This is a genomic window from Nonomuraea cypriaca, assembly GCF_015645445.1.
Taxonomy (GTDB): domain Bacteria; phylum Actinomycetota; class Actinomycetes; order Streptosporangiales; family Streptosporangiaceae; genus Nonomuraea; species Nonomuraea cypriaca.
In genome coordinates, this window is record NZ_JADOGI010000076.1 from 1 (window position 1) to 23,004 (window position 23,004).

A 23,004-nucleotide genomic window follows, 5' to 3' on the forward strand; every position below is an offset into this window, starting at 1 on the left:
CAGCTCCACGCCGCCACCCCCCGCGCCCTCCACACCGGCGCCCGGGAGCCAGCCGTGGTCCAGGGCCCAGGCGGTCAGGGCGGGGCCGCGGGCGACCGCTTCCAGGCAGCCGTGGCCGCCGCAGCCGCAGCGCGGACCGCCGTCCGGCTCGACCACCACGTGACCGATGTGCCCGGCGTTGCCGGTCCGCCCGTTGACCAGGCGGCCGTTGAGGATGAGGCCGCCGCCCACGCCTGTGGAGACGACCATGCCGAGCATGTCGGAGATCCCCTGCCCGGCTCCCTTCCAGTGCTCGGCCACGGCCAGGCAGATGGCGTCGTTGTGCAGGCGTACCGTTGAACGGGGGAAGCGCGCGGCCAGCCGGGCGCGCAGGGGGAAGCCGCGCCAGCCGGGGATGTTCAGCGGTGACACCTCCCCGTCCGGCCAGGTCATGGGGCCGCCACACCCCACACCCACCCCTTCGACACCGTCGGACAGTGGTTCGATGAGGTCGGAGAGCGTCTGCCAGAGGGTCTCGGCGTCCGCGTCCCGTGGCGTCGTGGCCAACCGCGACCGGACCACCGTGCCGTCCTGAGCGACCAGCCCGGCGGCCATCTTGGTACCGCCGACATCGATCGCAAGAATCACGTGCTTATGGCCGCACTTCGTGCGGCGGGCTCGTCCGCCTCATGCCGCCGTCTTCCCCCGCTCCGCTCCTCCAGACGACGGCGCCCCCTCGCGTGTTCATGACCTCCACCCCGTGGAGGCGGGCCCGTCCGCCCGATGCCCGTTGCCGTCGTGGGTCATGGGGTGCGTGGAGGGCTGGAGAAGACGAGGACCGAGGCGGTGAAGCCGTGTACGTGGTTGTGGCCGGCGACCGGGCCGACCTCGCCGGCGGCGAAGAAGCCCGCCATGCCGATCGGCCCCAGCGTGTCACGCAGCGCGACCGGGTCGTGGTCCGCGGTGCCGAACATGGCCGAGCCCCGCCCGTTGCACGAGAACAGCAGCGCCCCGTCCACCCGGCCGAGCTCCTCGCGATGGGCGTCGAGCACGTCGTACAGGTCCTCGTCGGCGGTGGCGGCGTCGCGGACCTGGAAACGTACGGTCCGGCCGATCTCCACGATGTCGCCGATGGCCACGGCCTCGCGTTCGGGGTCGATGCCGATGACTCCCCTGATGAGGAAGTCGCCGCGTTCGTGGCGTTCGGCGTACTCGTCCATGGCCAGGCCGATCTGCAGGCCGGAGGCGACCAGCTCGCGGTCGTCCTCGTCCAGGTCGCTGACGATGTCCTCCAGCCTGGCCAGCGCGGGCTGGCCGGCCAGTTCGAGCAGCAGATTGTCCTCCGACGCCGTGACCACCATGCTTGGCCCTATCGGGCGGCAACCCTGGCTGACCACGGTGCTGATCTTCACTGGGCCGCTGAGCAGCACGCCGATCGCGCCCTCGGTGTAGATCTCCCCGTCCGCGAACAATCGTACGGACCCGCGCCCCTGCAGGCCGTTGGCCAGCCCGCCGATGAGCGGCAGGTCGCCGAGCACGTCCACCGAGCGCTCGACGAACGCGTCGGTCGGAAACGTGTACGGATCCGCCAGCAAAATCGCCACATGGTCGTCCCGCCCCCGCTCCGGCAACCCGACCACCACGAACCTGTCCTCGGCCGCCAGCGTCTCCAGCGCGAACGTGGTGAGCCGAGCCCCGTCCAAGGTCGCCGCCCAGGCGCTCACAGCGGACGTCAGCTCCACCCCCTGCCCGTCACCGATGACGCCTGTGGCACTGCATCCGATCACGTGCGCCTCGGGCGCGAGCTTCATCGCGGCCTGACCGGCTCTCGCGACGTCTTCTGGATCGTCACCGCAAATGAAGAAGCAGACCAGGTCGGCTTGGCCGCTGAGCCTCGACAGTGCCTGACCGACGGCGTTCTGCGCGGCCTCCACCAGGTCGGAACCCACGGCGAGGCCGTCGGCGAAGCGGCTTGTCATCAAGGCCACGCCTCTCGCCTCCCCTCGACATGTCCAAGTTCCCTAGGCCCGATTCTCCCCACTAAAGGGACAAGCACGCGCACGAACCGCCACGCAATGGTCAAGATCCGAAATCTCCGCCAGATGCGAAACTCTCTGCCGCATTCCTCTCGGGGGACGTAGTCTCGTTCCCGTGCATCAGCCACGTATTCTCCGCGAGTTGCGAGAGAGCGGCCACGTTCATCGCACCGTCAAAGCAGAAGTCCGGGAAAACCTCCTGGTCAGGCTCAGGGCCGGTGAGCCCCGCTTCCCCGGCATCGTGGGCTTCGACGAATCCGTTCTGCCACATCTGGAACGTGCCCTGCTCGCCGGGCACGACCTGGTCCTCCTCGGCGAACGCGGTCAGGGCAAGACCCGGCTCATCCGCACCGTCACGGGCCTGCTCGACGAGTGGACGCCGGTCGTCGAGGGCTGCGAGATCAACGATCATCCATACGCGCCGGTCTGCACGCGCTGTCAGACGCTGGCGCGGGAGCTGGGTGACGAGCTGCCGGTCGCGTGGAAGCACCGCGACGAGCGTTACGGCGAGAAGCTCGCCACGCCCGACACCTCCGTCGGCGACCTGATCGGCGACGTCGATCCGATCAAGATCGCTGAGGGGCGCACACTCGGCGACCCCGAGACGGTCCACTACGGCCTGGTCCCGCGGACCAACCGGGGCGTGTTCTCCGTCAACGAGCTGCCCGACCTGGCCGAGCGCATCCAGGTGTCGCTGCTCAACGTGCTGGAGGAGCGCGACATCCAGGTGCGGGGCTACAACCTGCGGCTGCCGCTCGACATCCTGCTCATCGCCAGCGCCAACCCCGAGGACTACACCAACAGGGGCCGGATCATCACGCCGCTGAAGGACCGGTTCGGGGCGGAGATCCGTACGCATTACCCGCTGACGATCGAGGACGAGCTCACCCTCATCCGCCAGGAGTCCGTACCGGACATCGGGGCTGACATCCCCGAGCACCTGATCGAGGTGATCGCCAGGTTCACCCGGCTGGTCCGCGAGTCGACCGCGGTCGACGCCCGTTCCGGCGTGTCGGCGCGTTTCTCGATCGCGGCCGCCGAGACCGCCTCCGCCTCGGCGGTGCGGCGGGCGGCGCTCGCCGACGAGGAGCAGCCCGTCGCGCGCGTCGTCGACCTGGCCTGCGTGGTCCACAGCCTGCGGGGCAAGGTGGAGTTCGAGGTCAGCGAGGAGGGCAGGGAGACCGAGATCCTGGCCCACCTGCTGCGCCGGGCGACGTCGGAGACGTTCCGTAGCCGGTTGGGCGGGATGGACCTGTCCCCGGTCACCGACAAGTTCGCCGAGGGCAACCAGGTGGAGTCCGGTGAGCTGGTTCCCGCCGGGGAGTTGCTGCTCCGGATCGGTCCCGTCAACGGCCTGGCGAAGGTCATGTCGAGGCTCGGCATGGGCGCGGGCGAGGAGTCGCCCGGACACGCGGCGGCGGCCCTGGAGTTCGCGCTCGAAGGGCTTTACCTGATGCGCCGACTGTCCAAGGAAGACCTTGACGGCGTAACCGTTTATCGGACGTGAACAACCGGACGGTCTCCCGCGTCATAGTGGTTAGCTCATCACGCTGTCGGGGAGACCGCCCATGCGCTTGCTTGCCTGTGCCACCGCCGCCGTCCTCACCCTGAGCGGCCTCGCCGTGCCCGCCGCAGCCGTCACTCACGTGTACGGCTACGCCTGGTCCGACGGTGACGGCAGGCTGCGCGTCGTCCCCCGGTCGGCCACCCGCGTGACGCGGCAGGGCCACGTGTTCCACCGGCTGAAGACCGTCTCCGGGGCCAAGGAGTTGCGCCTCGACTACACCGGCGCGTCCTACGGGCGGGTCACGGTGGCCTGCGACCTGAAGGAGACCGAGGGCCACGTCGCGCTGGACGCCGGCGGCCTGGGACGCACTGCCTGCGAGCCCGCCCATCTGGAGACGGAGCTGCTGGCCGGACCCGTGCCGCTGCGGATCGAATACCGCGGAGGCAAGGCGACCAGGGTCAACGAGATCCTGGTGCACGACTGGCCGGACCCGCGCCCGGCCCGCGGCACGATCTCGCGGATCAACGACACCACGGTCGTGTTCACGGCCGGGGACAAGAAGATCAAGCTGGGCTACACGTACACCACTGCCTTCCACCGGACCACCGCCCGGTGCGGAGACGGCTGGCTGGCCGGCGAGCCGGTGAACGCCGCCAAGAGCGGTCTCGGCAGGAAGCCGTGCGCCTGGACGGATCTCACCAAGGCGCTCAAGGCGGCCAGGCATCCCGTGCTGGTCAAGGTGGACTACACGCCCGGAGTCGGCTCACTCGACCAAGTGTGGGAGGTCTTCGGGGACGCGTAGGCGGGTTTCTCGGGTTAGCGTTGGTTTGTGATGGCCTTTCGCTATGGCGAGTACCACGACGGCCCCGACCCCCTGGCCCCGCCCTACGACGTGCGGGCGGCCCTCGACGAGATGGGCGACGCCATCCTGTCGGGCTCGACGCCGGTCCACGCGCTGCGCGACCTGCTCAAGCGCGGCCTGCCCGGCGCGCAGGACCGCCGGGGGCTCGACGACATGCTCAGAGAGGTCCGGCGGCGTCGTCGTGACCTGCGCGAACGCGGGCGGCTCGACGGCACGCTGGAAAAGGCGCGGGCGCTGCTGGACAAGGCCATCGGGCAGGAGCGGGCCGAGCTGTTCCCCGACCCGTCGGACGACGCGCGGTTGCGGGAGTCCGAGCTCGACACGCTGCCCGAGGACACGGCCGGGGCGATCCAGGAGCTGAGCACATACGAGTGGCGGTCGGCGGCGGCGCGCCAGACGTTCGAGGAGCTGCGGGACCTGCTGCGGCGGGAGGTGCTCGACAGCCAGTTCAGGGGCCTGCGGGACGCGCTCGCCAACCCGGACCCCGAGGCGATGGAACGCGTCCGCCAGATGATGTCGGACCTGAACGACATGCTCGACAAGGACGCCCGAGGCGAGCACACCCAAGCCGACTTCGACGCCTTTATGTCGAAATATGGCGATTTGTTCCCGGAAAAGCCGCGGAACCTCGACGAGCTCGTCGACATCCTCGCCCGCCGCGCCGCCGCCACCCAGCGCATGCTGGCCTCGATGACCCCGCGCCAGCGCGAGGAGCTCGGCGGCCTCATCAGCCAGACGCTCGACCAGGCCGGGTTGTCCGACCAGATGCGCCGCCTCGGCGAGTCGCTCTACGCCCGCCGCCCCGACCTCGCCTGGAACGCCCAGGAACGCCTCACCGGCGAGGAGCCCCTCGGCATGGGCGACGCGGTCACGGCCCTGGAGGAGCTGGCCGACCTCACCCAGTTGGAGACCGCCCTGCGCCAGGACTACCCGGGCGCGCGCCTCGACGACATCGACGAGGCAGCCGTACGCCGTGCGCTCGGCCGCTCCGCAGTCGACGACCTGGAGGCGCTCAAGCGGATCGAACGCGAACTGGAGGAGCAGGGCTACCTCCTGCGCCGCCGCGGCAAGCTGGAGCTCACGCCCAAGGCGGTGCGACGGCTCGGTGAGACGGCGCTGCGCCGGGTCTTCAGCTCGCTCGACGCGGGGCGCCGCGGTGACCATGACCAGCACGACGCGGGCTCGGCCGGCGAGCTCACGGGCTCGTCCCGGCCGTGGCGCTTCGGCGACGAGCAGCCGATCGACGTGGTCCGCACCCTGGTCAACGGCGTACGCAACGGCGGCGTCACGCCGGGGAACACGGCCGTACGCCTCTCGGTCGACGACTTCGAGGTGGCCGAGACCGAGCGGCGCAGCGCGGCGGCCGTCTGCCTCCTGGTCGACCTGTCGTACTCGATGGCCCTGCGCGGCACCTGGGCGGCGGCCAAGCAGACGGCGCTGGCCCTGCAGGCGCTGGTGGCCTCCAAGTTCCCGCAGGACGCCGTACAGATCATCGGCTTCTCCAACTACGCCAGGGTGCTGCAGCCGGACGAGCTGGCCGGCCTCGACTGGGACATGGTCCAGGGCACCAACCTGCACCACGCGCTCCTGATCGCCGGCCGCCACCTCGACCGCCACCCCGACTTCGAGCCGGTGGTGCTGGTGGTCACGGACGGTGAGCCCACCGCTCACCTCCTGCGCAACGGCAGGTCGGCGTTCGAGTGGCCGCCGTCGCACGAGACGCTGGAGCTCACGCTGTCGGAAGTGGACAAGATGACCCGGCGGCGGGCCACCATCAACGTCTTCATGCTGGCGGCCGACGACCGGCTGAAGGAGTTCGTGGACGAGGTGGCCCGCCGCAACGGCGGCCGCGTCTTCTCCCCGAGCGCCGAACGACTCGGCGAGTACGTCGTCAGCGACTTCCTCCGCCTCCGCCGCGCCCGCTGACACCCCGCCGCCCCAGCAGGCCCTGCCCGCTGACCGCGGACGTATTGGGGGCGGTGGATTGTCGGTGGTGGATGGCAGACTCGTTTGTCATGGATCTGGACGTGCGGTTGCGGGATGTCGTCGTGGACGATCTGGAGGTGTTCCTGGAGCAGGAGCATGATCCTGAGGCGGTCCGGAGGTCGAGGTTCCAGCCGAGGGAGCGGGAGGCGTTCCTGCGGCACTGGACCACGCGGGTCCTCGGCGATCCCACCGTCCACGTGCAGGCGGTCACGGTGGACGCAGACCTGGCCGGAAACATCGTGGCCTGGTGGGAGGGCGACCGGCGTTTCATCGGCTACTGGTTCGGCAGGGAGTTCTGGGGCCACGGCATAGGCACCCGGGCGCTCGGGCTCTTCCTCCAGCAGGAGAAGACCCGCCCTCTCTACGCCGACCCCTTCGAGGGCAACACCGGCTCCGTCAGGCTCCTGGAGAGACACGGCTTCCAGCGCACGGGGGAGATCGAGCACGGCGAGGACCGGCACATCATGCTCGTCCTCACCGAGCCGACGTGATCAGCTCAGGGGCTCAGGCGTCGACGAGGTGGGCGTAGAAGTCGAGCGCGACGTCGAACCCGTCGCGGCAGTTGCGGTGGGAGCGGTAGCAGGGCCGCCAGGCGGAGCTGGCCCCCACTCCTGCCCGCGCGTCACGCAGGGCCGGCAGCACCCGCTCCGGCTTGGGCAGCAGGCCGTGCCCCAGGTAGCGGACCCCGGCCAACTCGGTGTGCCGGCCGCGCCCCCCGGAGACGAACGTGCCGAGACGCCAGCCGCTCTCCTCGTCCCACACCAGCGCGCTCCCGTCGGCCAGCCTGAGCGTGGCGTCACGCGGATCGCACGGGCCTTCCCACCAGTCCGTCACCTCGGCTCCGAGCAGGTCGACGACCTGCTGCAGATAGCCGATCGGCTGCTGCAGCCACTCGTCGGTGTACGGCTCGACGTGCCTGATGGCCACGGACGGCACCCCCTTATGTCCAGACGGTAAGGAAAAAGCGGCGGTGACCAACCATACCCGCGCTGAACTTATTCCGTTGCCCAGGCGTCTAGTCATTACGGACGATATTTACGGCTGGCACGGGGAAGAGGGGGTGCCTGATGATTGCCACAATTCTCCTCATTGTGCTGATGGTCGTCGCGATCGCGGCCACTGAGCTGATCATGCGTTGCTCTGCGGCGAGCAAAGAGAGTGTCGACTCCCCGAGCGAGATCACTGGGGACTAGTCTCGGCGGCATGTCGTCCCTGCTTCTCTGGCTGCACATCGGCTTCGCGATCTTCACCATCGGCCCGGTGACCGCCGCGACGATGGCCGCGCCCCGGGTCATCCGCAACAAGAACGTGCCCGTGCTGCAGAACATCCAGCGCATGACGAGGGTTTACAGCCTCGCCAGCCTGGGCGTGTTCGTGTTCGGGCTGATCCTCGGCATCGTCCTCGGCGGCGGGCTGCTCGGCAAGTGGTACATGACGGCCTCGATGACGCTGTTCATCGTGGCCGCCGTACTGCTCGTCATCATCGACCGTGACCTGCGCACCGCCGTCCGGGCGCTCTCCAGCGAGGGCACGGACGACGACGCGAAGGTCCAGAACGGCCGGATCGCCGCGATCAGCGGCCTGCTCTCGGTGATCTGGCTGGTGATCCTCTTCCTGATGGTGGTCCCGACCGGCTGAGCCCCGGTAGGTCCCGAGCGGGCTCGGGGCCGCCCGTCCAGGCGGGGGCCCTGAGAGCGGGGCTCGGGAGACCGTCATAGCGGCTCTCGGGGGCCGTTCAGCCCAGGGCCTGGATGAGGTCGGCGAGCAGGTCGTCGATGGTCTCGATGCCGACCGACAGCCGCACCAGATCCGCGGGCACCTCGAGCGGCGATCCGGCCGCCGAGGCGTGCGTCATCCTGCCCGGGTGCTCGATCAGCGACTCGACCCCGCCGAGCGACTCCCCCAGCGTGAACAGCTTGGCCCGGTCGCAGACCGCCACCGCCTCCGCCTCGCCACCGGCGACGCGGAACGACACCATGCCGCCGAACCGCCTCATCTGCTTGGCCGCCACCTCGTGCCCCGCGTGCCCGGGCAGCCCCGGATAGAGCACCTCGGTCACGCGCGAATGCGCGAGCAGCAGGTCGACGACGCGTTCGGCGTTGTCGCAGTGGCGGTCCATGCGTACGCCGAGGGTCTTCAGCCCGCGCAGCGTCAGCCACGCGTCGAACGGCCCGGCCACCGCACCCATCGCGTTCTGGTGGTAGGCCAACTCCTCCCCGAGCCCGCTGTCGGCCGCGACCAGCGCCCCGCCGACGACGTCGGAGTGCCCGCCCACATATTTCGTGGTGGAATGCACGACGACGTCCGCCCCGAGCGCGAGCGGCTGCTGCAGGTACGGCGACGCGAACGTGTTGTCCACCACCAGCAGCGACTCGTTGTCGTGGGCCAGCCGGGCCAGCGCGGCGATGTCGGCGATGCCGAGCAACGGGTTGGTCGGCGTCTCGACCCAGACCACCTTGGTCTTCTGCGTCATCGCCCCGGCGACGGCGTCGAGGTCGTGCAGCGGCACGGGGTCGTAGTGCAGGCCCCACCGCTCGTGCACCTTGGCGAACAGGCGGTACGTCCCGCCGTAGGCGTCGTTGGGGATGATCACGTGGTCCTGCGGCCTGCACACCGTACGCAGCAGGGTGTCCTCGGCCGCCAGCCCCGAGGCGAACGCGAGGCCGCGCGCGCCGCCCTCGACGGCCGCCAGCGCCTCTTCGAGCGCGGTCCTGGTGGGATTGGCCGAGCGGCTGTACTCATATCCGGAACGCAGGCCGCCCACGCCGTCCTGCTTGTACGTGGACGTGGCGTAGATCGGCGGCACGACCGCGCCGGTCACCGCGTCGGGCTCCTGACCTGCGTGAATGGCCAGGGTCTCAAAACCGTTGCTCATAAAGGCCACGTTAACGGAAGACGGCCCGCGATCCGTCCCCTCCGGATCGCGGGCCGCCCGCGGGCGCCGTCCCCAACAGCGCCCTGACGGGCTCGCGCCCATATCCGCGCGAGCCGGACCGGTCAGGCCGCCTTGGGCTCGTGACGGTCCTCGCCCGATCGGGGCGTGAGCCGTACGACATCCGCCTTGATGAACCGGCCGCGACCGCCCTCCGCGGACTCCCCATTGATCCGGGAGAGCAGCACGGGGTCGGCGAGCGCCAGCAGCACTGCGACGACCACCCCTGCACCCAGCAGCGCGAACCCGATGGCAACCATTTCCTGTCCCCTTCCGACCTCTCCAGCATCGGCGACGCCCCTGGCCGCCGCCTCCGCTGAAGGGCTGGTCTCCCGAGAGCCCACTCGGCCGAACGGTCGATACGTCTTGTCCGACTTCCGGCCTAGGCTCGGGGCCGTGGGGGATTCCAAGAGCGTCGTGTACTGGGTCCGCCGGCTGAGCGAGATCGCGATGGTCGGCTGGCTGGGCATGCTGCTGATGGTCGACCTCCTGCTCGCCTTCGCCGTCGGCGGTCTCCAGTGGCTCACGCTCCTCTGTGGCGTGGGCGGCATCGCGGCCGTGGTGCTGCGGCGCAGGCACCGGCTGGAGGGGTTCACCATCGCGCTGGCCGCGTCGTTCTGCACGTCCGTGGTCATCGGAGGCGCCCAGGTCGCGGGGACCCCCGGCATGGCGGAGACCGGTTCGCTGCTCATCCTGCTGATCGGCGTGCTGCGGCACGTGGAGCCGGTACGGCGGGCGGCGGTCCTCGCGTGCGTGGGGCTGGGCGTCCTGATGGCCGAGGCCGTCTGGCGCGACTACAACGGCGGCTCGGGGCTGGCGTTCTCGTTCCTGCTGTTCGCCGGGTGGTCGATGGCCGCCGGCAGCGGCGGTTACCTCCGCTTCCAGCAGGAGCGCCGCGTGGAGGCGGTCCATTCCGTACGCCGGGCCGAACGCCTGGAGCTGGCCAGGGAGCTGCACGACCTGGTCGCCCACCACATCACCGGCATCGTGGTCCAGGCCCAGGCCGCGCGCACGGTCGCCGCGAGCAAGCCGGAGGCGGTGTCGCCCGCGCTGGACGCGATCGCCGCGGCCGGGTCCGAGGCGCTGACCTCGATGCGGCGCATGGTCACCGTGTTGCGTACCGAGGACGGCGCGGACCGCAAACCCGGCACCGCGCTGGCGGATCTGCGCATGATGACCGAACGGTTCTCGGAGGAGGGGCCGAAGGTGGCGTTCGAGATCGGGCCCGGCCTGGACGACCGTACGCTCGCTCCGGAAGTCATGACCACCCTGCACCGGGTGCTCCAGGAGGCGCTGACCAACGTACGCAAGCACGCGTCGCGGACCGCCTGGGTGGAGGCCCGTCTGCGCCGCCACGAACAGGCGGTCGTGCTGCGGGTGCGCAACTTCGGGGCGTCGCCGGACCCGCGGGTGTCCCGACTCGGCGGCGGGTTCGGCCTGGTCGGAATGGCCGAACGCGTGGAGGCCCTGGGCGGCAGACTGTACGCGGGCCCCTCCCCCGAGGGCGCCTGGGAAGTGGTCGCCGAGTTCCCGCTCCCCTGACCCCGGCGTCGGGGCATGGTCTAACCAGCCCCGACACCGGTCAGGCGGCTCCTCAGCGGTTGGCCAGGAAGGCGAGCAGGTCCTGGCGGGTGATCAAACCCACCGGCTTGCCCTCTTCCAGCACCACCGCCGCGTCGGCCTTCTCCAGCGCCTCGACCGCCTGCGCCACCGGTTCGCCGCCACCGATCGTGGGTAGCGGTGCCGACATATGGTCGGCGATCGTGTCGTCGGAGGAGAGCCGGCCGTGGTAGAGCGCCTCCAGCAGGTCGCGTTCCACGATCGAGCCGACCACCTCGGCCGCCATGACCGGCGGCTCCTCCTTCATCACGGGGAGCTGGGACACCGAGTATTCGCGCATGATCGCGATGGCCGTGCCGACGGACTCGTGCGGATGCGCGTGCACGAACTCCGGCAGCCCGGGCCCCTTGCGCGCCAGCACGTCGGCGACCAGGCCCTCCTCGGACGAGGTGGTCAGGAAGCCGTAGTCGGCCATCCAGTCGTCGTTGAAGATCTTCGACAGGTAGCCGCGCCCGCCGTCGGGCAGCAGCACGACGATCACGTCGTCGGGCCCGCTCCTCGCCGCCACCCGCAGCGCCGCCACGACGGCCATCCCGCACGAGCCGCCGACCAGGAGCCCCTCCTCGCGGGCGAGCCTGCGCGTCATGGTGAACGACTCCTTGTCGGACACCGCGATGATCTCGTCGCAGATCTGCGTGTCGTACGTGGCCGGCCAGATGTCCTCGCCGACCCCCTCCACCAGGTAAGGACGGCCGGAGCCGCCGGAGTAGACCGAGCCCTCGGGGTCGGCGCCGATGATCTTCACCCGCCCGCCGGAGACCTCCTTCAGGAAGCGCCCGGCGCCGCTGATCGTGCCTCCGGTGCCGATGCCCGCCACGAAGTGCGTGACCTCGCCCCCGGTCTGCTCCCACACCTCGGGACCGGTCGAGTGGTAGTGGGAGTCGGGATTGTTGACGTTGGAGTACTGGTCGGGCTTCCAGGCGTTCGGCACCTCGCGGGCCAGCCGGTCGGAGACCGAGTAGTAGGAGTCGGGGTGGTCGGGCGAGACGGCGCTCGGGCAGACGACGACCTCCGCCCCGTACGCGCGGAGCACCGCGATCTTGTCCTGGGCCACCTTGTCCGGCACCACGAACATGCACCGGTAACCCTTGCGCTGGGCCACGATGGCCAGGCCGACCCCGGTGTTGCCGGACGTCGGCTCCACGATGACGCCGCCAGGCCGCAACTCGCCGGACTTCTCCGCGGCCTCGATCATGCGAACCGCGATGCGGTCCTTGACCGATCCGCCCGGGTTGAAGTACTCGACCTTGGCGAGAACCTGGGCGGGCACCCCCGTATTGACTTTGTGCAGCCGGACGAGCGGGGTGTTCCCCATCAGCTCGACCAGGGAATCGTATACGCGCACCGAGGTGTTCACCTTCTTTGCCGAAGCTTCATCAGCTTGCCTGTGGCCGAGATCCAGTGGGGGCGGCAGGCCCTCGGCTAGTTTTCCAGCAAAACGCTACCGCCGAGTTCGACCAGGGAGGGACGTACGTGGCCTGGGCACCTGGCATGGCGCGCGCGGCTCGCAGGATCGCCACCGCGGCGGCTCTCGGCGGTGGCGGGCTGACGGCTCTCGGCGCGACGGCGTACGGGCTGCTGATCGCAGAGGGGCTGCTCGCCCGCAAGGCCATCGGACGCCCGCACGGGCTGGACGGCCCGCCCTCCGACGGCACGTACGGGGGCGGTTTCTCCGGCGAGCCGCTCAGGATGGCCATGCTGGGCGACTCCACCTCGGTCGGCCTCGGCACGACCGACCGCAGCCACACCCCGGGCGTGTTGCTCGCGAACGGCCTGGCGGCCGTCGCGGAACGCCCTGTGCGCCTGCTGGTCGCCGGCGTGTCGGGCGCGCCGTCGGCCGCGCTGGCGGACCAGGTGGACCTGGCCCTGGCCATGGAGCCGGACCTGGCGGTGATCTTCGTGGGGGCGAACGACATCATCACGCAGACGCTTCCCGCGGTCGCCGTACGGCATCTGGCCAAGGCCGTGCGGCGGTTGCGCGCGGCGGAGGCCGAGGTGGTCGTGGGCACCTGCCCCGACCTCGGCACCGTACTCCCGATCGCGCAGCCGCTGCGCTGGGTGACGCGGCGCTGGAGCCGCCAGCTCGCGGCGGCGCAGACGGTGGCGGTGGTGGACGCGGGCGGCCGGACGGTGTCGTTCGCGGACGTCCTGGGGCCGGAATTCGCTACAAATCCGGCAGAGATGTTCGGACCGGATGGTTTCCATCCATCTGACCGAGGTTACGCGCAGGCCGCTTACGCGGTGCTACCGTCGGTGTGCGCTGCGTTGGGGCTGTGGCCTGAGCCGCGGCCCGCACGCGGCGAAGCACCGCAACCGATTTACCTCGCGGCGGCCACGGCCGCGGAGGAGCCCGGCACCGAGGTCACCCCGACCCGGGTCGACGGGCGGGCGACGGGCTTGCACGGGAAGTGGGCGACGTTGTTCCGCCGGCGGCTCGGCGAGACGCTGAACGACGCCTGACCACGGTCACCCTCCGCGTCCGAGTCGCTACTCCTCGTCCCTTTGGAGTGGATTGCTCGTGCTCCGGCCCCACTGGAAACCGTCCCTGGCCCTCGCCGGCACTCTCGCCGTGGCCGGCTGCTCCGGCAGCGACGCTGCCACCTCGGCGTTCCCGACCTGGCACAACACCCAAGTCAACGCGGTCAGCCGCATGGCCGTGACCGGCGGGATCGTCGCCACCACCGCCATGAAGCCCGGCGGGACCCTGGAGACCGTCGCCATCGACCTGCGCGACGGCAGGCGGCTGTGGGCCCACCCGGCCACGATGGCGGGCCGCCTGCCCGGCATGGGCGTCGCCGCGCCCGCGATCGTGGAGACCGCCAAGGGCCAGGCCGTGGTGGTCGCGCTCGACCCGGCCAGGCAGGGCCGCTGGAACGCCACCCTCATCGCCCGCGACGCCCGCTCGGGGGCGCGGAAGTGGGCCAGGCCGGTGCACTCGACGTTCGGCCCGCAGCGCTGCGGGCCGTACATCTGCGTGTCCGAGCACACCGCCCTGGCCAAGGCCCGCATGGTGGTGCTCGATCCGAACACCGGCAGGATCCTGTGGAAGCTGCCGGGGATCTCCGAGGTCGAGTGGTCGGACCAGAACCGGGTGCTGCTGCTCAGGCTGTCCGCCAACCCCATGATCGAGTCGTACGACGTCAAGACCGGCAAGCTCCAGTGGCAGCAGCCGATCGAGCAGGCGCTCGGCCCTGGCATCGACCTGTCGGGCGGGTGGGCGTTCGGCTCTACGGGCGACAACCTGGTCGGCTACGTCGCCCCCTACACGAACCCGCAGACCAAGAAGGTCTCCACGTTCGGGCTCTTCTCCATCAAGATCAACGACGGCTCGATCAACTGGATGCGGCCCTCGGTCGTACGCGTCTATCCCAGCGGCAACCCCGGCTACGCCCCGGTCGTACGCCCCGTAGACCGCCAGGGCGCATACGGCGGCTTCGCCCGGCTCGACTCAGGCACCGGCAGGGTGGTCGGCCAGATCACGGCCGCCGACGTGCCGGGCTCCGGCTGGTGGCTGGCCTTCCCCGACCGGATGAACCACATGGGCTTCCTCAAGCACAACAGCAAGGGCACGGCGTTCGACCTCGTCTCCGGCGAGCCCGCGCCAGTGGAGGAGGCCCGCGCCTGGTCCTTCTGCGTCACCGACCCCAAGCCGCTGCCGCTGCGCGGCCAGGCCCCCGGCTTCTACTCGACCGCCGCCATCTGCGAGTACGACCTCGGCACCGGCAAGCGCGTCTCCCCCGCGGTCGCGCCGCCGACCTGGTTCACCGGCAGCGAGGACGGGTGGCGGCTGTGGCGCGACGAGAAGGGCGGGATCCACGCCGTCAACGACCACACGGCCACCGCGCCGGGAATGTACGGCTGAGGATCGGGGGCACGCGCGGGCTTGCGAGTAGGACTGGAATATAGTTCTACTAGAAGCGCCGACAAAGGAGAGGCCATGCCCGAGGCAGTCATCGTCGCAACCGCGCGTTCCCCCATCGGACGAGCTTTCAAGGGGTCGCTCAAGGAGATCCGTCCCGACGACCTGACCGTGCAGATGATCCAGGCGGCGCTGGCCAAGGTGCCGCAGCTCGACCCGCACGCGATCGAGGACATCATGCTCGGCTGCGGGCTGCCGGGCGGCGAGCAGGGGTTCAACATGGCCCGCGTGGTGGCGGTGCGGCTGGGGCTCGACGACGTGCCCGGCACCACGGTCACCCGCTACTGCTCCTCGTCGCTGCAGACCACCAGGATGGCCTTCCACGCCATCAAGGCGGGCGAGGGCGACGTGTTCCTCTCCGCGGGCGTGGAGACCGTCTCGCGCTTCACCAAGGGCAACTCCGACTCGCTGCCCGACACCCACAACCCGGTCTTCCTCGACGCGCTGGCGCGGACCAAGAAGTTCGCCGAGGGCGGGCAGACCTGGCACGACCCGCGCGCGGACGGCGACGTTCCGGACGTCTACATCGCCATGGGACAGACCGCGGAGAACCTCGCCCAGCTGAAGGGGATCACCCGTCAGGAGCAGGACGAGTTCGGGGTGCGCTCGCAGAACCTCGCCGAGAAGGCGCTGGCCGACGGGTTCTGGGCCAAGGACATCACGCCGGCGACCATGCCCGACGGGACCGTGGTCGGCAAGGACGACGGGCCGCGGCCGGGGACGTCGTACGAGAAGGTGTCCACGCTCGCCCCGGTCTTCCGGCCGGACGGGACCGTCACGGCGGGCAACTGCTGCCCGCTGAACGACGGGGCCGCCGCCGTGATCGTGATGAGCGACGTCAAGGCGGCCGAGCTCGGGATCACGCCGCTGGCCAGGATCGTGTCGACCGGGGTGAGCGGACTGTCGCCGGAGATCATGGGGCTGGGGCCGGTGGAGGCGACGAACCAGGCGCTCGCGCGGGCCGGGATGGCCATCGAGGACATCGACCTGGTGGAGATCAACGAGGCGTTCGCGGCTCAGGTGATCCCGTCGTACCGGGAGCTCGGGATCGACCTCGACCGGCTGAACGTGAACGGCGGGGCGATCGCCGTCGGGCACCCGTTCGGGATGACGGGGGCGCGCATCACCTCCACCCTGATCAACAGCCTCCAGCACCACGACAAGAGCATCGGCCTCGAAACGATGTGCGTCGGCGGCGGCCAGGGCATGGCGATGATCCTCGAGCGCCTGATCTGACCTTTCCGTCGTGCCCGGGTTGCTCATTTTCATCTTTTACGCGGGCCGTGGTCGGCCACCCGCCGCACGTGGCTGAGGGCCTCCAGGGAAACGGCCGCTGACCGGATGCCGGTGGCTCGCCGTCACGCGAGCCACCGGTTACCCGGCTCCGTGGCCACGCGCCTGCCGCCGTGGTTCCTGGGATCGGCGCGATGCGGGCCGTCTCCGTGGCCACGTGCCGGGCCTCAGCCGTGGTGGTCCGGGCCCGCGTGATGGGGGCGGATGCGGAGAATGACGCGGTGGTCGCGGGTCATGGCGGCGCGGTAGTCGGGCCAGTTGGGGTGTTCGCCGGAGATGTCGCGGTAGTAGGCGATCAGGTGGTCCATGGCGTCCGGCAGGGAGATGATCTCGGCCGTTCCGTCCACCTGGATCCAGTCGCCGAAGAAGGCGTCCGTGAAGGCGCACACCGACACCTGCGGGTCGCGGCGGGCATTGTGTACCTTTACGGCCGTTTCCCGGGTGCTGATGACGATGTGGCCGTCCGCCACGCCCGCCAGCACCGGGGACATCTGCGCGCGTCCGTCGGGGTGCCTGGTGAGGAGGACGGCGTGGTGATGGGTGGAGAAGAAGTCGAGTGCCCTGTCGAGATCCATTCACCCATGATGACGCGCCCGCGCTCAAGGCACGGGCGCGAGGGCGTAGGGCTTAGATGAAGCCCATGCGGTTACGGCGGTGCCGCTCGTGTTCGTGCACGATCGCGGCGGCGTAGCCGTGGGTCAGCCCGTGCTCGTCGGCAAGCCAGTTGGCCCGCTCGTCACACCTCAGGAAAGCCGGGCCGTTGTCGATGGCTTGGAACCACTCGGGGAGTTGGCGTCCCGTTATCGTGGGGACCCTTGCGATGAGCTTCGTCTGCGTCTCCGGTGAGTGGTTCAAGGACATGGGCACCTCCGCGGATTAAGGTCCTTTGCTTGACAGTGCAACACCGTCGTGAGAATGGCAAGGCCCAACCCAGGCATCATTTTGTTACGGCACGTAGATTTTCGGTTGCGCAAAGAGAGGGCCCCGCCGTTACGGCCGGGGCCCTCTCTGGTGACGCGCGTGTTACCGATCAGTCACTGCTACTGAAATAGCTGATGAACCGGAGCACCTCGAGGTAGATCCACACCAGGCTCAGCGTCAGGCCGAACGCGCACTGCCAGGCGAACTTCTCCGGTGCGCCCTGCTTGACGCCCTGCTCGATCGAGTCGAAGTCGAGCAGCAGGAAGAAGCAGCCGATCAGGATCATCGCGATGCTGAAGATCCAGCCCATCGGGCTGTCGGTGCGCAGGCCGAGGCCGCCGGCGTTGAAGAAGCCGACGATGAAGTTGACGAGCAGCAGGCCCAGCGCCGCGATCGCGGCCGCCATGCCGAACTTCACGAGCTTGGGTGTGACGCGGATGATCCGCAGGGAGTAGACGGTCAGCACGGCTCCGAACGCGAACGCCGTGCCCAGCACCGCCTGTAGGACGATGCCGCTGATCATCCCCTCGAAGAGGCGGCTGATCGTGCCGAGGAAGACCCCCTCGAAGATGGCGTAGCCCAGGATGAGCGCCGGGTTGGTGCTCATCGTGAACGAGGCGATCAGGCCCAGGATCAGGGCGACGATGGCCGCCCCGATGGCGACCATCGGCGGGACCTGGAGGATCCACGCCGCGGCCGCGGCGACGACGAGCGCGCCGAGGGTGAGGAAGCCTCGCACCACGACATCGTCGAGCGTCATGGTCCGGGACGCGGGTCGGGTCGGGGGTGCGTACGACGGGGAGTCGTACATGTTCTGCAGTTGGTCCGGCGACGGGGTGGGTCCTGCCCATCCCCCTGTCTGCCGCCGTGACCTCGTGAATACGGGGTTCTTGCTCTCCATCGCTGCCTCCTGTGACGCCGAGCCTACGGGGCCTGGCGGCACCTTGGTCAACTCGCGCTCGGATCGATGTTCATTCGGGACTTCGGCAGCGTTGACAACGAACGGACGCGCCCGCGAGTTCCCAAGGTCATCCCGGACCGAGAAACTGGGTATTTCCAATGGTAGAAGCAGGTGCCCCCGGCGGGATTCGAACCCGCACGTCAACCCTTTTAAGGGGTTTGCCTCTGCCATTGGGCTACGGGGGCGCCGCAATCATACGAAACGGACCATGCTTCCGAGGAGCACAACTTCGCATCAGGCGTCACAACTGTGAAGTCTGCGGTGAAGTGATAGTGCTCCAGACACTCTGTCCAAGAAGAGTAGACCGTCCAGATGGTCCAGTTGGTGTTGAATGCAGCGGGCTTCGAAGGCGTCCGCTTCGATGGTGACCGCCTCGCCCGTACCTGGCAAATGCCCATGTAGGGTGATGCGGCTCGCACGCCGTACGTCCGCCAGGAGCCCCGCGACGGAGGCGCACCCCTCGCGCCCGTGGTTCCAGTAGGAGGCCCTGGCGAGGCGTGGATTGACCACCACGAGCTCTCCGGCCCACGAACGACTCCTGGGGTGGAGTCCGGCGTCGAAGGCGATCAGGCGCCAACTCAGGCCGATCTGGGGGGCGGCCAGCCCGGTCGTACCCGGTTCGCGGCGCAGGGTGGCCAGGAGGTCGGCGGCGGCGGTCACCACCTCGGGGGCCGTCGGGTCCACCGGTTCCGCCGTCGCGGAGAGGATGGGGTGCGGCGCCCCCAGCACCTCGCGCGGGGTCCCTCTGGGCCGGCTCACAGCAGGTCCGGTTCGACGGGCCTGAAGGTTATCTCCGACTCCAGGCCGGCGCCGACGGCCGCCAGCCTGCGCATGAGCGCCGCCACGTCCACCTCCTTCGGCAGCTCGACGTCCGCGATGAGCACGTAGAGCCGCCCGGTGAGCCGGGTGCTCATGCCGGTGATGTTGCCGCCGTCCGCGGCGAGCACCTCGCTGATCGCGCGGACGATCCCTGTCCGGTCCGGGCCGTGCACGGTGAGCACGTATCCGAGGCCGGTCCCGTCCTCGCAGAAGTGGCGGCGGGCCTCGATGGCCGCGGCCGTCACCACGAGGTCGGGGGCGCGCAGCCGCTTCATCAGCTCGGCCGGGTCCAGCTCGCCCGAGACCAGCAGCATCATCGCCACGTGGCCGCCGAGCAGTGTCATGGTCGAGTCCTGGATGTTCGCTCCGCAGTCGGCGAGCGAACCGGTGACGGCGGCGATCACGCCGGGCCGGTCGACGCCGAGCACGGTCACCGCTGAGAGCCCCACCCGTGGTACCCCTTCCGCTTGCGACCAGGGGCGCCGAAACGCCCCGGACATGATCTCCGGGGCGCTGCCTTACCTGGGCTAGCGGCGAGTCGTCGCCACGGCGGCCCTGAAGTCCTCGCGCGGATGCTCCATCTCACCCAGCGAGATCGTCTCTCGCTTGAAGAACAGCGCCAGGGTCCAGTCGACGACGACGCGGACCTTGCGGTTCAGCGTCGGCACCCGCGACAGATGGTAGGTGCGGTGCATGAACCACGCAGGGAATCCGCGAAGCTTGACGCCATAGACGTTGGCGACGCCCTGATGGAGTCCCAGACCGGCGACCGATCCGACATACTTGTGGCGGTATTCCGCCAGTTGCTGGCCACTGAGGTGACGGACGATGTTGTCGGCCAGCACCTTCGCCTGGCGGACCGCGTGCTGGGCGTTCGGCGCGCAGTACTGCCCCGGGTTCGTCACGTCAGGCACCCCGGCGGCGTCGCCGGCCGCGAACGCGTCCCGCGTGCCCGCGACGGTGAGCATCGCGGTGGTCTTGATCCGGCCGCGCTCGTCGAGCGGCAGGTCGCCGTTCCCGACCACCGGGCTGGCCTTGACGCCCGCGGTCCACACGAGGGTCTCGGCGTCGAACTCCGTGCCGTCGGAGAGCACCACGTGCCCGCCCTCGCAGGACTCCAGGCGGGTGTCGAGCCGCACGTCGATGCCGCGCTCACGCAACTGCTCCAGGGTCCATTTGCCCATCTCCGGCCCGACTTCCGGCAGCACCCGGTTGGTGGCCTCGACCAGCACCCAGCGCAGGTCCGACGGCTCGATGTTGCGGTAGTAGCGGGTCGAGTCCTTGGCCATGTCCTCCAGCTCGGCCAGCGCCTCCACGCCCGCGAAGCCCGCCCCGACCACGACGAACGTGAGCGCCCTGCGCCGTACCTCCGGGTCGTCGGCCGACTCGCCCACGTCGAGCAGGTGCAGCACGCGGTTACGCAACGCGATCGCCTCACCCACGGTCTTGAACCCGATGCCGATGTCGGTCAGACCGGGAATGGGCAGAGTGCGGGAGATCGATCCCGCGGCCATCACGATCACGTCGTACGTCACCTCGCGCGGCTCCCCCTCGGCCGGCTGGAACGTCACGACGCGATCGGCATGGTTGATCCTGGTGACCATGCCGTTGAGTATCCGGACCTTGGGCAGGATCCGCCGCAAGGGGGCCACCACGTGCCGGGGCGAGAGGTTGCCTGCGGCGGCCTCAGGCAAGAACGGCTGATAGGTCATGTAGGACTGGGGGTCGATGATCGTGATGCGTGCCTCGCCACTGCGCAGCTCGCGATGGAGTTTGCGCTGCAGCCGAAGCGCCGTGTACAGGCCGACATATCCGCCGCCGACGATCAAAACGTGCTTGTTCATCCTGAGGCCCCATCCCTCGTGGAGAGCTTGTGAAAGCATTCACAATCTTACGTCAAGCGCTCTCGACGAATCCAATCCCGGGATGGTGCAACGCGTCACACAGCCAGTGACCTGGCCCTGGTGAAGACGTCGTCCAGCATCTGGGCGGTGACGCGGCCGGTGAACGTGTTCTGCTGGCTGGGGTGGTAGCAGCCCATCAGCGTCACCGGGGCGCCGGCGTACGCGGTCTCGACCTCCACGCCGTGCCCGAACGGCGGCCGGCCGGTCGGCAGGTCGTAGCCGGCGTCCTTGAGTGCGGGCCAGACGGCCTGCCAGGCGTACCCGCCGAGCGCCACGACCACTCGTACGCTCGGCGCGACCAGTTCCGTCTCCCGCGCCATCCACGGGAAGCACGTGCTCTTCTCGAGCGGCGTGGGCTTGTTCGCGGGTGGCGCGCAGCGCACCGGCGCCAGCACCCGCGCGCCGATGAGGCGCTGCCCGTCGCCCGCGTGCGTGCTGGTCTCCTGGGTGGCCAGGCCGCAGCGGTAGAGCGAGGCGAACAGCCAGTCACCGCTGCGGTCGCCGGTGAAGATCCGCCCTGTCCTGTTGCCCCCGTGCGCCGCCGGCGCCAGGCCCACCAGCAGGATGCGCGGCTCCTCGTCGCCCCACCCGGGCACGGGACGACCCCAGTACGTCTCCTCCGCGAACTGCCGCCGCTTCACGTCGGCGACCTCCTCGCGCCACGCCACCAGACGCGGGCAGGCGCGGCAGACCGACTGCCTGGCCGTGAGCTCCGCCAGGGTGTCGCTGCCCGCGGCCAGGCGGCGCACGTCGGCGGGGCCGAGCGCGACCGGGGTGTCAGGAGTCGCCGGGTCGCCGGGCCAGCCGGTGCCAGGAGGTACGAAGCTCATGACACCGATGGTGCCCGATCGGCTGGGCTGGGATGCGGTGGGGGGCAGGTCTCGGGTCCGGGGCGCTTCGCGCCGTCGCGAACCCGCGCGAAAAAAACCGGGTGGCGTACGAAGACGCCACCCGGTTCTGTTCAGCTACTCGTTACACACCGGACCCGATGGTCTTGACCGGGTGGTGCTCCTCGGTCGCGGTCGCCGAGGGGCTCGGAGACGGCGTCGCCGCCGGCGAGCAGGCGGCGTAGGACTTGGTGACCGAGTCACCGTTGTCCGGGCCCGAGACGGTCAGCGTGACGCTGCCGCCCCTCTTGGCCTCGCCGATGGAGATGAAGCCGGCGCCCACCGTGCCGCCCTGGCGGCCGAAGGTGACCGCGTCGGTGTCGACCGTGCGGCCGTTCACCTGCCAGGTCCAGCTGACCCGGCCGGCACCGGTCGAGCGGATGGTCCCGCTCGCGTTGACCTTGCAGTCGCTGCCGGTCGTCACCGAGGCGAAGGCGGAGACCTTGGTGTCAGGCCGCTCGACGACCGCGTCCTTGCACCAGACTTTGTAGTAGGCCCGGCTGGAGGAGGCGCTGTCGGGGCTGATGACCTGCAGCTGCGCCCAGCCGCGCTGGCTGTGACGCGGGGAGATGCCGAAGCCGACCTTGCGCGCGTCGTGCACCTTGACCTTGCCGTAGTCGACCACGTCACCGTTGAGGACCCAGCGGTAACGCACCCAGCTCGGGCGGTCGACCTTGATCAGGCCAACGAAACCGATCTTGTTGCCAGGGGTGCAGACGCCGGCGTACGAGCTGGGGCTGGCCCAGGCGCTGACCGACACCGACGGGTCCATGTGCGTACGGACCTTGCTCTTCGTCTCCTGACAGGAAACGGAGAAGTAGCCCTTCTTGGACGTGACCTTCTTCGGGCCGAGGACCTGGATGGCCTCCCAGCCCTTGACGTCGTCCTTGAAGGTGATGGCCTGCTTGACCGTCACCGACTTGACGCCCTTGCCCTTGAGCGTGAGCTCCTTGACCTTGCTCTTGGAGCCGTCGCCGTGCAGCCAGCGATAGGCCACCGTGGTCTTGCCCTTGACCGGCACGCTGATCTTGGCCGAGAAGTTGACCTTGGCCGGGCAGGATCCCTCGTAGTTCTTGACGGCGGCCTTGGGCGTGGAGACCGCGACCTTGGCCTTGGCGCTGGTCGCGGACGTGGCCGAGGTCGCCGCCTGCGCAGGGCTGGAGACCAGACCCGCGCCCAGGGCGGCCAGCACCGCGGCGGACGCGCCGAATGCGGCCGCCTTACGTGCCAACCCAACAGACTTCATGTGAGAGTGCTCCATTCCGTGGAGGGAAAAGACGCGCTCGGGAACGGTCGCCACGCCGGCGCCTTCCGCGCACAGCAATATGGCAAAGCCCCCGTAATGCTCCTTTACCTAAGCACAATACTGATTGCACAC

At 69.7% G+C, this 23,004-nt stretch carries 23 protein-coding genes and 1 tRNA gene; 9 read left to right on the forward strand and 15 right to left on the reverse strand.

Annotated features, from left to right (window positions below; translation table 11 throughout):
* The coding region (locus ITP53_RS24385) for an ROK family protein (RefSeq protein ID WP_195897765.1) at positions 1-627 on the reverse strand (627 nt) is incomplete at its 3' end.
* A 155-nt stretch (positions 628-782) separates the two neighbouring features.
* Positions 783-1,958 (reverse strand): FIST signal transduction protein, encoded by a 1,176-nt coding sequence (locus ITP53_RS24390; RefSeq protein WP_195897803.1) that lies wholly within the window; start codon positions 1,956-1,958, stop codon positions 783-785.
* 172 nt (positions 1,959-2,130) lie between these two features.
* Here ITP53_RS24390 and ITP53_RS24395 point away from each other — a divergent pair, with 172 nt between their 5' ends.
* The 4 genes from ITP53_RS24395 (at position 2,131) to ITP53_RS24410 (ending at position 6,861) form a co-directional block, all read left to right on the forward strand.
* Positions 2,131-3,522, forward strand: coding sequence for a sigma 54-interacting transcriptional regulator (locus tag ITP53_RS24395; protein ID WP_195897766.1), 1,392 nt, complete (start codon positions 2,131-2,133; stop codon positions 3,520-3,522).
* Between the two features lie 61 nt (positions 3,523-3,583).
* The gene (locus tag ITP53_RS24400) at positions 3,584-4,324 is read left to right on the forward strand and encodes a hypothetical protein (RefSeq protein ID WP_195897767.1); all 741 of its coding nucleotides are present in this window, start codon (positions 3,584-3,586) and stop codon (positions 4,322-4,324) included.
* Between the two features lie 30 nt (positions 4,325-4,354).
* On the forward strand, positions 4,355-6,310 hold the full coding sequence (locus ITP53_RS24405; RefSeq protein WP_195897768.1) for a vWA domain-containing protein: 1,956 nt from the start codon (positions 4,355-4,357) through the stop codon (positions 6,308-6,310).
* Positions 6,311-6,399: 89 nt separating this feature from the next.
* Positions 6,400-6,861, forward strand: a complete 462-nt coding sequence (locus ITP53_RS24410) for a GNAT family N-acetyltransferase (protein WP_195897769.1) — start codon at positions 6,400-6,402, stop codon at positions 6,859-6,861.
* Between the two features lie 13 nt (positions 6,862-6,874).
* Here the strand turns inward: ITP53_RS24410 and ITP53_RS24415 are convergent, their stop codons facing one another.
* Complete coding sequence (locus ITP53_RS24415) at positions 6,875-7,297, reverse strand: DUF6292 family protein (RefSeq protein WP_328815600.1); 423 nt, start codon at positions 7,295-7,297, stop codon at positions 6,875-6,877.
* Positions 7,298-7,573: 276 nt separating this feature from the next.
* On the opposite strand from ITP53_RS24415, the gene ITP53_RS24420 reads away from it, so the two are divergent.
* Entirely contained in the window at positions 7,574-8,008 is a 435-nt protein-coding gene (locus ITP53_RS24420; RefSeq protein WP_195897771.1) for a hypothetical protein, read from the forward strand.
* Between the two features lie 97 nt (positions 8,009-8,105).
* Here the strand turns inward: ITP53_RS24420 and ITP53_RS24425 are convergent, their stop codons facing one another.
* Positions 8,106-9,245, reverse strand: coding sequence for a cystathionine gamma-synthase (locus tag ITP53_RS24425; RefSeq protein WP_195897772.1), 1,140 nt, complete (start codon positions 9,243-9,245; stop codon positions 8,106-8,108).
* A gap of 122 nt (positions 9,246-9,367) precedes the next feature.
* Positions 9,368-9,562 carry a hypothetical protein gene (locus ITP53_RS24430; protein WP_195897773.1) on the reverse strand — a complete coding sequence of 65 codons (195 nt, stop codon included), beginning with the start codon at positions 9,560-9,562 and terminating at the stop codon, positions 9,368-9,370.
* A 136-nt stretch (positions 9,563-9,698) separates the two neighbouring features.
* Between ITP53_RS24430 and ITP53_RS24435 the strand changes: the two genes are divergently transcribed.
* Positions 9,699-10,844, forward strand: coding sequence for a sensor histidine kinase (locus ITP53_RS24435; protein WP_195897774.1), 1,146 nt, complete (start codon positions 9,699-9,701; stop codon positions 10,842-10,844).
* A gap of 52 nt (positions 10,845-10,896) precedes the next feature.
* Here ITP53_RS24435 and ITP53_RS24440 read toward each other — a convergent pair whose 3' ends face one another.
* Entirely contained in the window at positions 10,897-12,267 is a 1,371-nt protein-coding gene (locus tag ITP53_RS24440) for a cystathionine beta-synthase (protein ID WP_195897775.1), read from the reverse strand.
* Positions 12,268-12,395: 128 nt separating this feature from the next.
* On the opposite strand from ITP53_RS24440, the gene ITP53_RS24445 reads away from it, so the two are divergent.
* The 3 genes from ITP53_RS24445 (at position 12,396) to ITP53_RS24455 (ending at position 16,077) form a co-directional block, all read left to right on the forward strand.
* Positions 12,396-13,382, forward strand: coding sequence for an SGNH/GDSL hydrolase family protein (locus ITP53_RS24445; RefSeq protein WP_328815604.1), 987 nt, complete (start codon positions 12,396-12,398; stop codon positions 13,380-13,382).
* A 58-nt stretch (positions 13,383-13,440) separates the two neighbouring features.
* Positions 13,441-14,784, forward strand: coding sequence for an outer membrane protein assembly factor BamB family protein (locus ITP53_RS24450; RefSeq protein WP_195897776.1), 1,344 nt, complete (start codon positions 13,441-13,443; stop codon positions 14,782-14,784).
* 75 nt (positions 14,785-14,859) lie between these two features.
* Positions 14,860-16,077 (forward strand): acetyl-CoA C-acetyltransferase, encoded by a 1,218-nt coding sequence (locus ITP53_RS24455; RefSeq protein WP_195897777.1) that lies wholly within the window; start codon positions 14,860-14,862, stop codon positions 16,075-16,077.
* A 224-nt stretch (positions 16,078-16,301) separates the two neighbouring features.
* Here ITP53_RS24455 and ITP53_RS24460 read toward each other — a convergent pair whose 3' ends face one another.
* The 9 genes from ITP53_RS24460 to ITP53_RS24500 form a co-directional block, all read right to left on the reverse strand.
* Complete coding sequence (locus ITP53_RS24460; RefSeq protein WP_195897778.1) at positions 16,302-16,709, reverse strand: PPOX class F420-dependent oxidoreductase; 408 nt, start codon at positions 16,707-16,709, stop codon at positions 16,302-16,304.
* A 52-nt stretch (positions 16,710-16,761) separates the two neighbouring features.
* Positions 16,762-16,995 (reverse strand): DUF4287 domain-containing protein, encoded by a 234-nt coding sequence (locus tag ITP53_RS24465; RefSeq protein WP_195897779.1) that lies wholly within the window; start codon positions 16,993-16,995, stop codon positions 16,762-16,764.
* A gap of 169 nt (positions 16,996-17,164) precedes the next feature.
* The gene (locus ITP53_RS24470; protein ID WP_195897780.1) at positions 17,165-17,956 is read right to left on the reverse strand and encodes a Bax inhibitor-1/YccA family protein; all 792 of its coding nucleotides are present in this window, start codon (positions 17,954-17,956) and stop codon (positions 17,165-17,167) included.
* A 172-nt stretch (positions 17,957-18,128) separates the two neighbouring features.
* A tRNA-Leu gene (locus ITP53_RS24475) sits at positions 18,129-18,201 on the reverse strand.
* A 49-nt stretch (positions 18,202-18,250) separates the two neighbouring features.
* On the reverse strand, positions 18,251-18,775 hold the full coding sequence (locus ITP53_RS24480) for a peptide deformylase (protein ID WP_195897781.1): 525 nt from the start codon (positions 18,773-18,775) through the stop codon (positions 18,251-18,253).
* On the reverse strand, positions 18,772-19,284 hold the full coding sequence (locus ITP53_RS24485; protein WP_195897782.1) for a glycine cleavage system protein R: 513 nt from the start codon (positions 19,282-19,284) through the stop codon (positions 18,772-18,774). The genes ITP53_RS24480 and ITP53_RS24485 overlap by 4 nt, the downstream gene beginning before the upstream one ends.
* Positions 19,285-19,362: 78 nt before the next feature.
* The gene (locus ITP53_RS24490) at positions 19,363-20,679 is read right to left on the reverse strand and encodes an NAD(P)/FAD-dependent oxidoreductase (RefSeq protein WP_195897783.1); all 1,317 of its coding nucleotides are present in this window, start codon (positions 20,677-20,679) and stop codon (positions 19,363-19,365) included.
* Positions 20,680-20,774: 95 nt separating this feature from the next.
* Positions 20,775-21,569, reverse strand: a complete 795-nt coding sequence (locus tag ITP53_RS24495; protein WP_195897784.1) for a uracil-DNA glycosylase — start codon at positions 21,567-21,569, stop codon at positions 20,775-20,777.
* A 142-nt stretch (positions 21,570-21,711) separates the two neighbouring features.
* Positions 21,712-22,872: a hypothetical protein gene (locus tag ITP53_RS24500; RefSeq protein ID WP_195897785.1), complete on the reverse strand. Its 1,161-nt coding sequence runs from the start codon at positions 22,870-22,872 to the stop codon at positions 21,712-21,714.
* Between the last annotated feature and the right edge of the window lie 132 nt (positions 22,873-23,004).

Coding starts and splice junctions, on each gene's coding strand:
- ITP53_RS24470 (WP_195897780.1), bottom strand. CDS start 17,956: ATGGAGAGCAAGAACCCCGTATTCACGAGGTCACGGCGGCAGACAGGG.
- ITP53_RS24425 (WP_195897772.1), bottom strand. CDS start 9,245: ATGAGCAACGGTTTTGAGACCCTGGCCATTCACGCAGGTCAGGAGCCC.
- ITP53_RS24430 (WP_195897773.1), bottom strand. CDS start 9,562: ATGGTTGCCATCGGGTTCGCGCTGCTGGGTGCAGGGGTGGTCGTCGCA.
- ITP53_RS24495 (WP_195897784.1), bottom strand. CDS start 21,569: ATGAGCTTCGTACCTCCTGGCACCGGCTGGCCCGGCGACCCGGCGACT.
- ITP53_RS24455 (WP_195897777.1), top strand. CDS start 14,860: ATGCCCGAGGCAGTCATCGTCGCAACCGCGCGTTCCCCCATCGGACGA.
- ITP53_RS24400 (WP_195897767.1), top strand. CDS start 3,584: ATGCGCTTGCTTGCCTGTGCCACCGCCGCCGTCCTCACCCTGAGCGGC.
- ITP53_RS24405 (WP_195897768.1), top strand. CDS start 4,355: ATGGCCTTTCGCTATGGCGAGTACCACGACGGCCCCGACCCCCTGGCC.
- ITP53_RS24500 (WP_195897785.1), bottom strand. CDS start 22,872: ATGAAGTCTGTTGGGTTGGCACGTAAGGCGGCCGCATTCGGCGCGTCC.
- ITP53_RS24420 (WP_195897771.1), top strand. CDS start 7,574: ATGTCGTCCCTGCTTCTCTGGCTGCACATCGGCTTCGCGATCTTCACC.
- ITP53_RS24465 (WP_195897779.1), bottom strand. CDS start 16,995: ATGTCCTTGAACCACTCACCGGAGACGCAGACGAAGCTCATCGCAAGG.
- ITP53_RS24410 (WP_195897769.1), top strand. CDS start 6,400: ATGGATCTGGACGTGCGGTTGCGGGATGTCGTCGTGGACGATCTGGAG.
- ITP53_RS24390 (WP_195897803.1), bottom strand. CDS start 1,958: ATGACAAGCCGCTTCGCCGACGGCCTCGCCGTGGGTTCCGACCTGGTG.
- ITP53_RS24460 (WP_195897778.1), bottom strand. CDS start 16,709: ATGGATCTCGACAGGGCACTCGACTTCTTCTCCACCCATCACCACGCC.
- ITP53_RS24490 (WP_195897783.1), bottom strand. CDS start 20,679: ATGAACAAGCACGTTTTGATCGTCGGCGGCGGATATGTCGGCCTGTAC.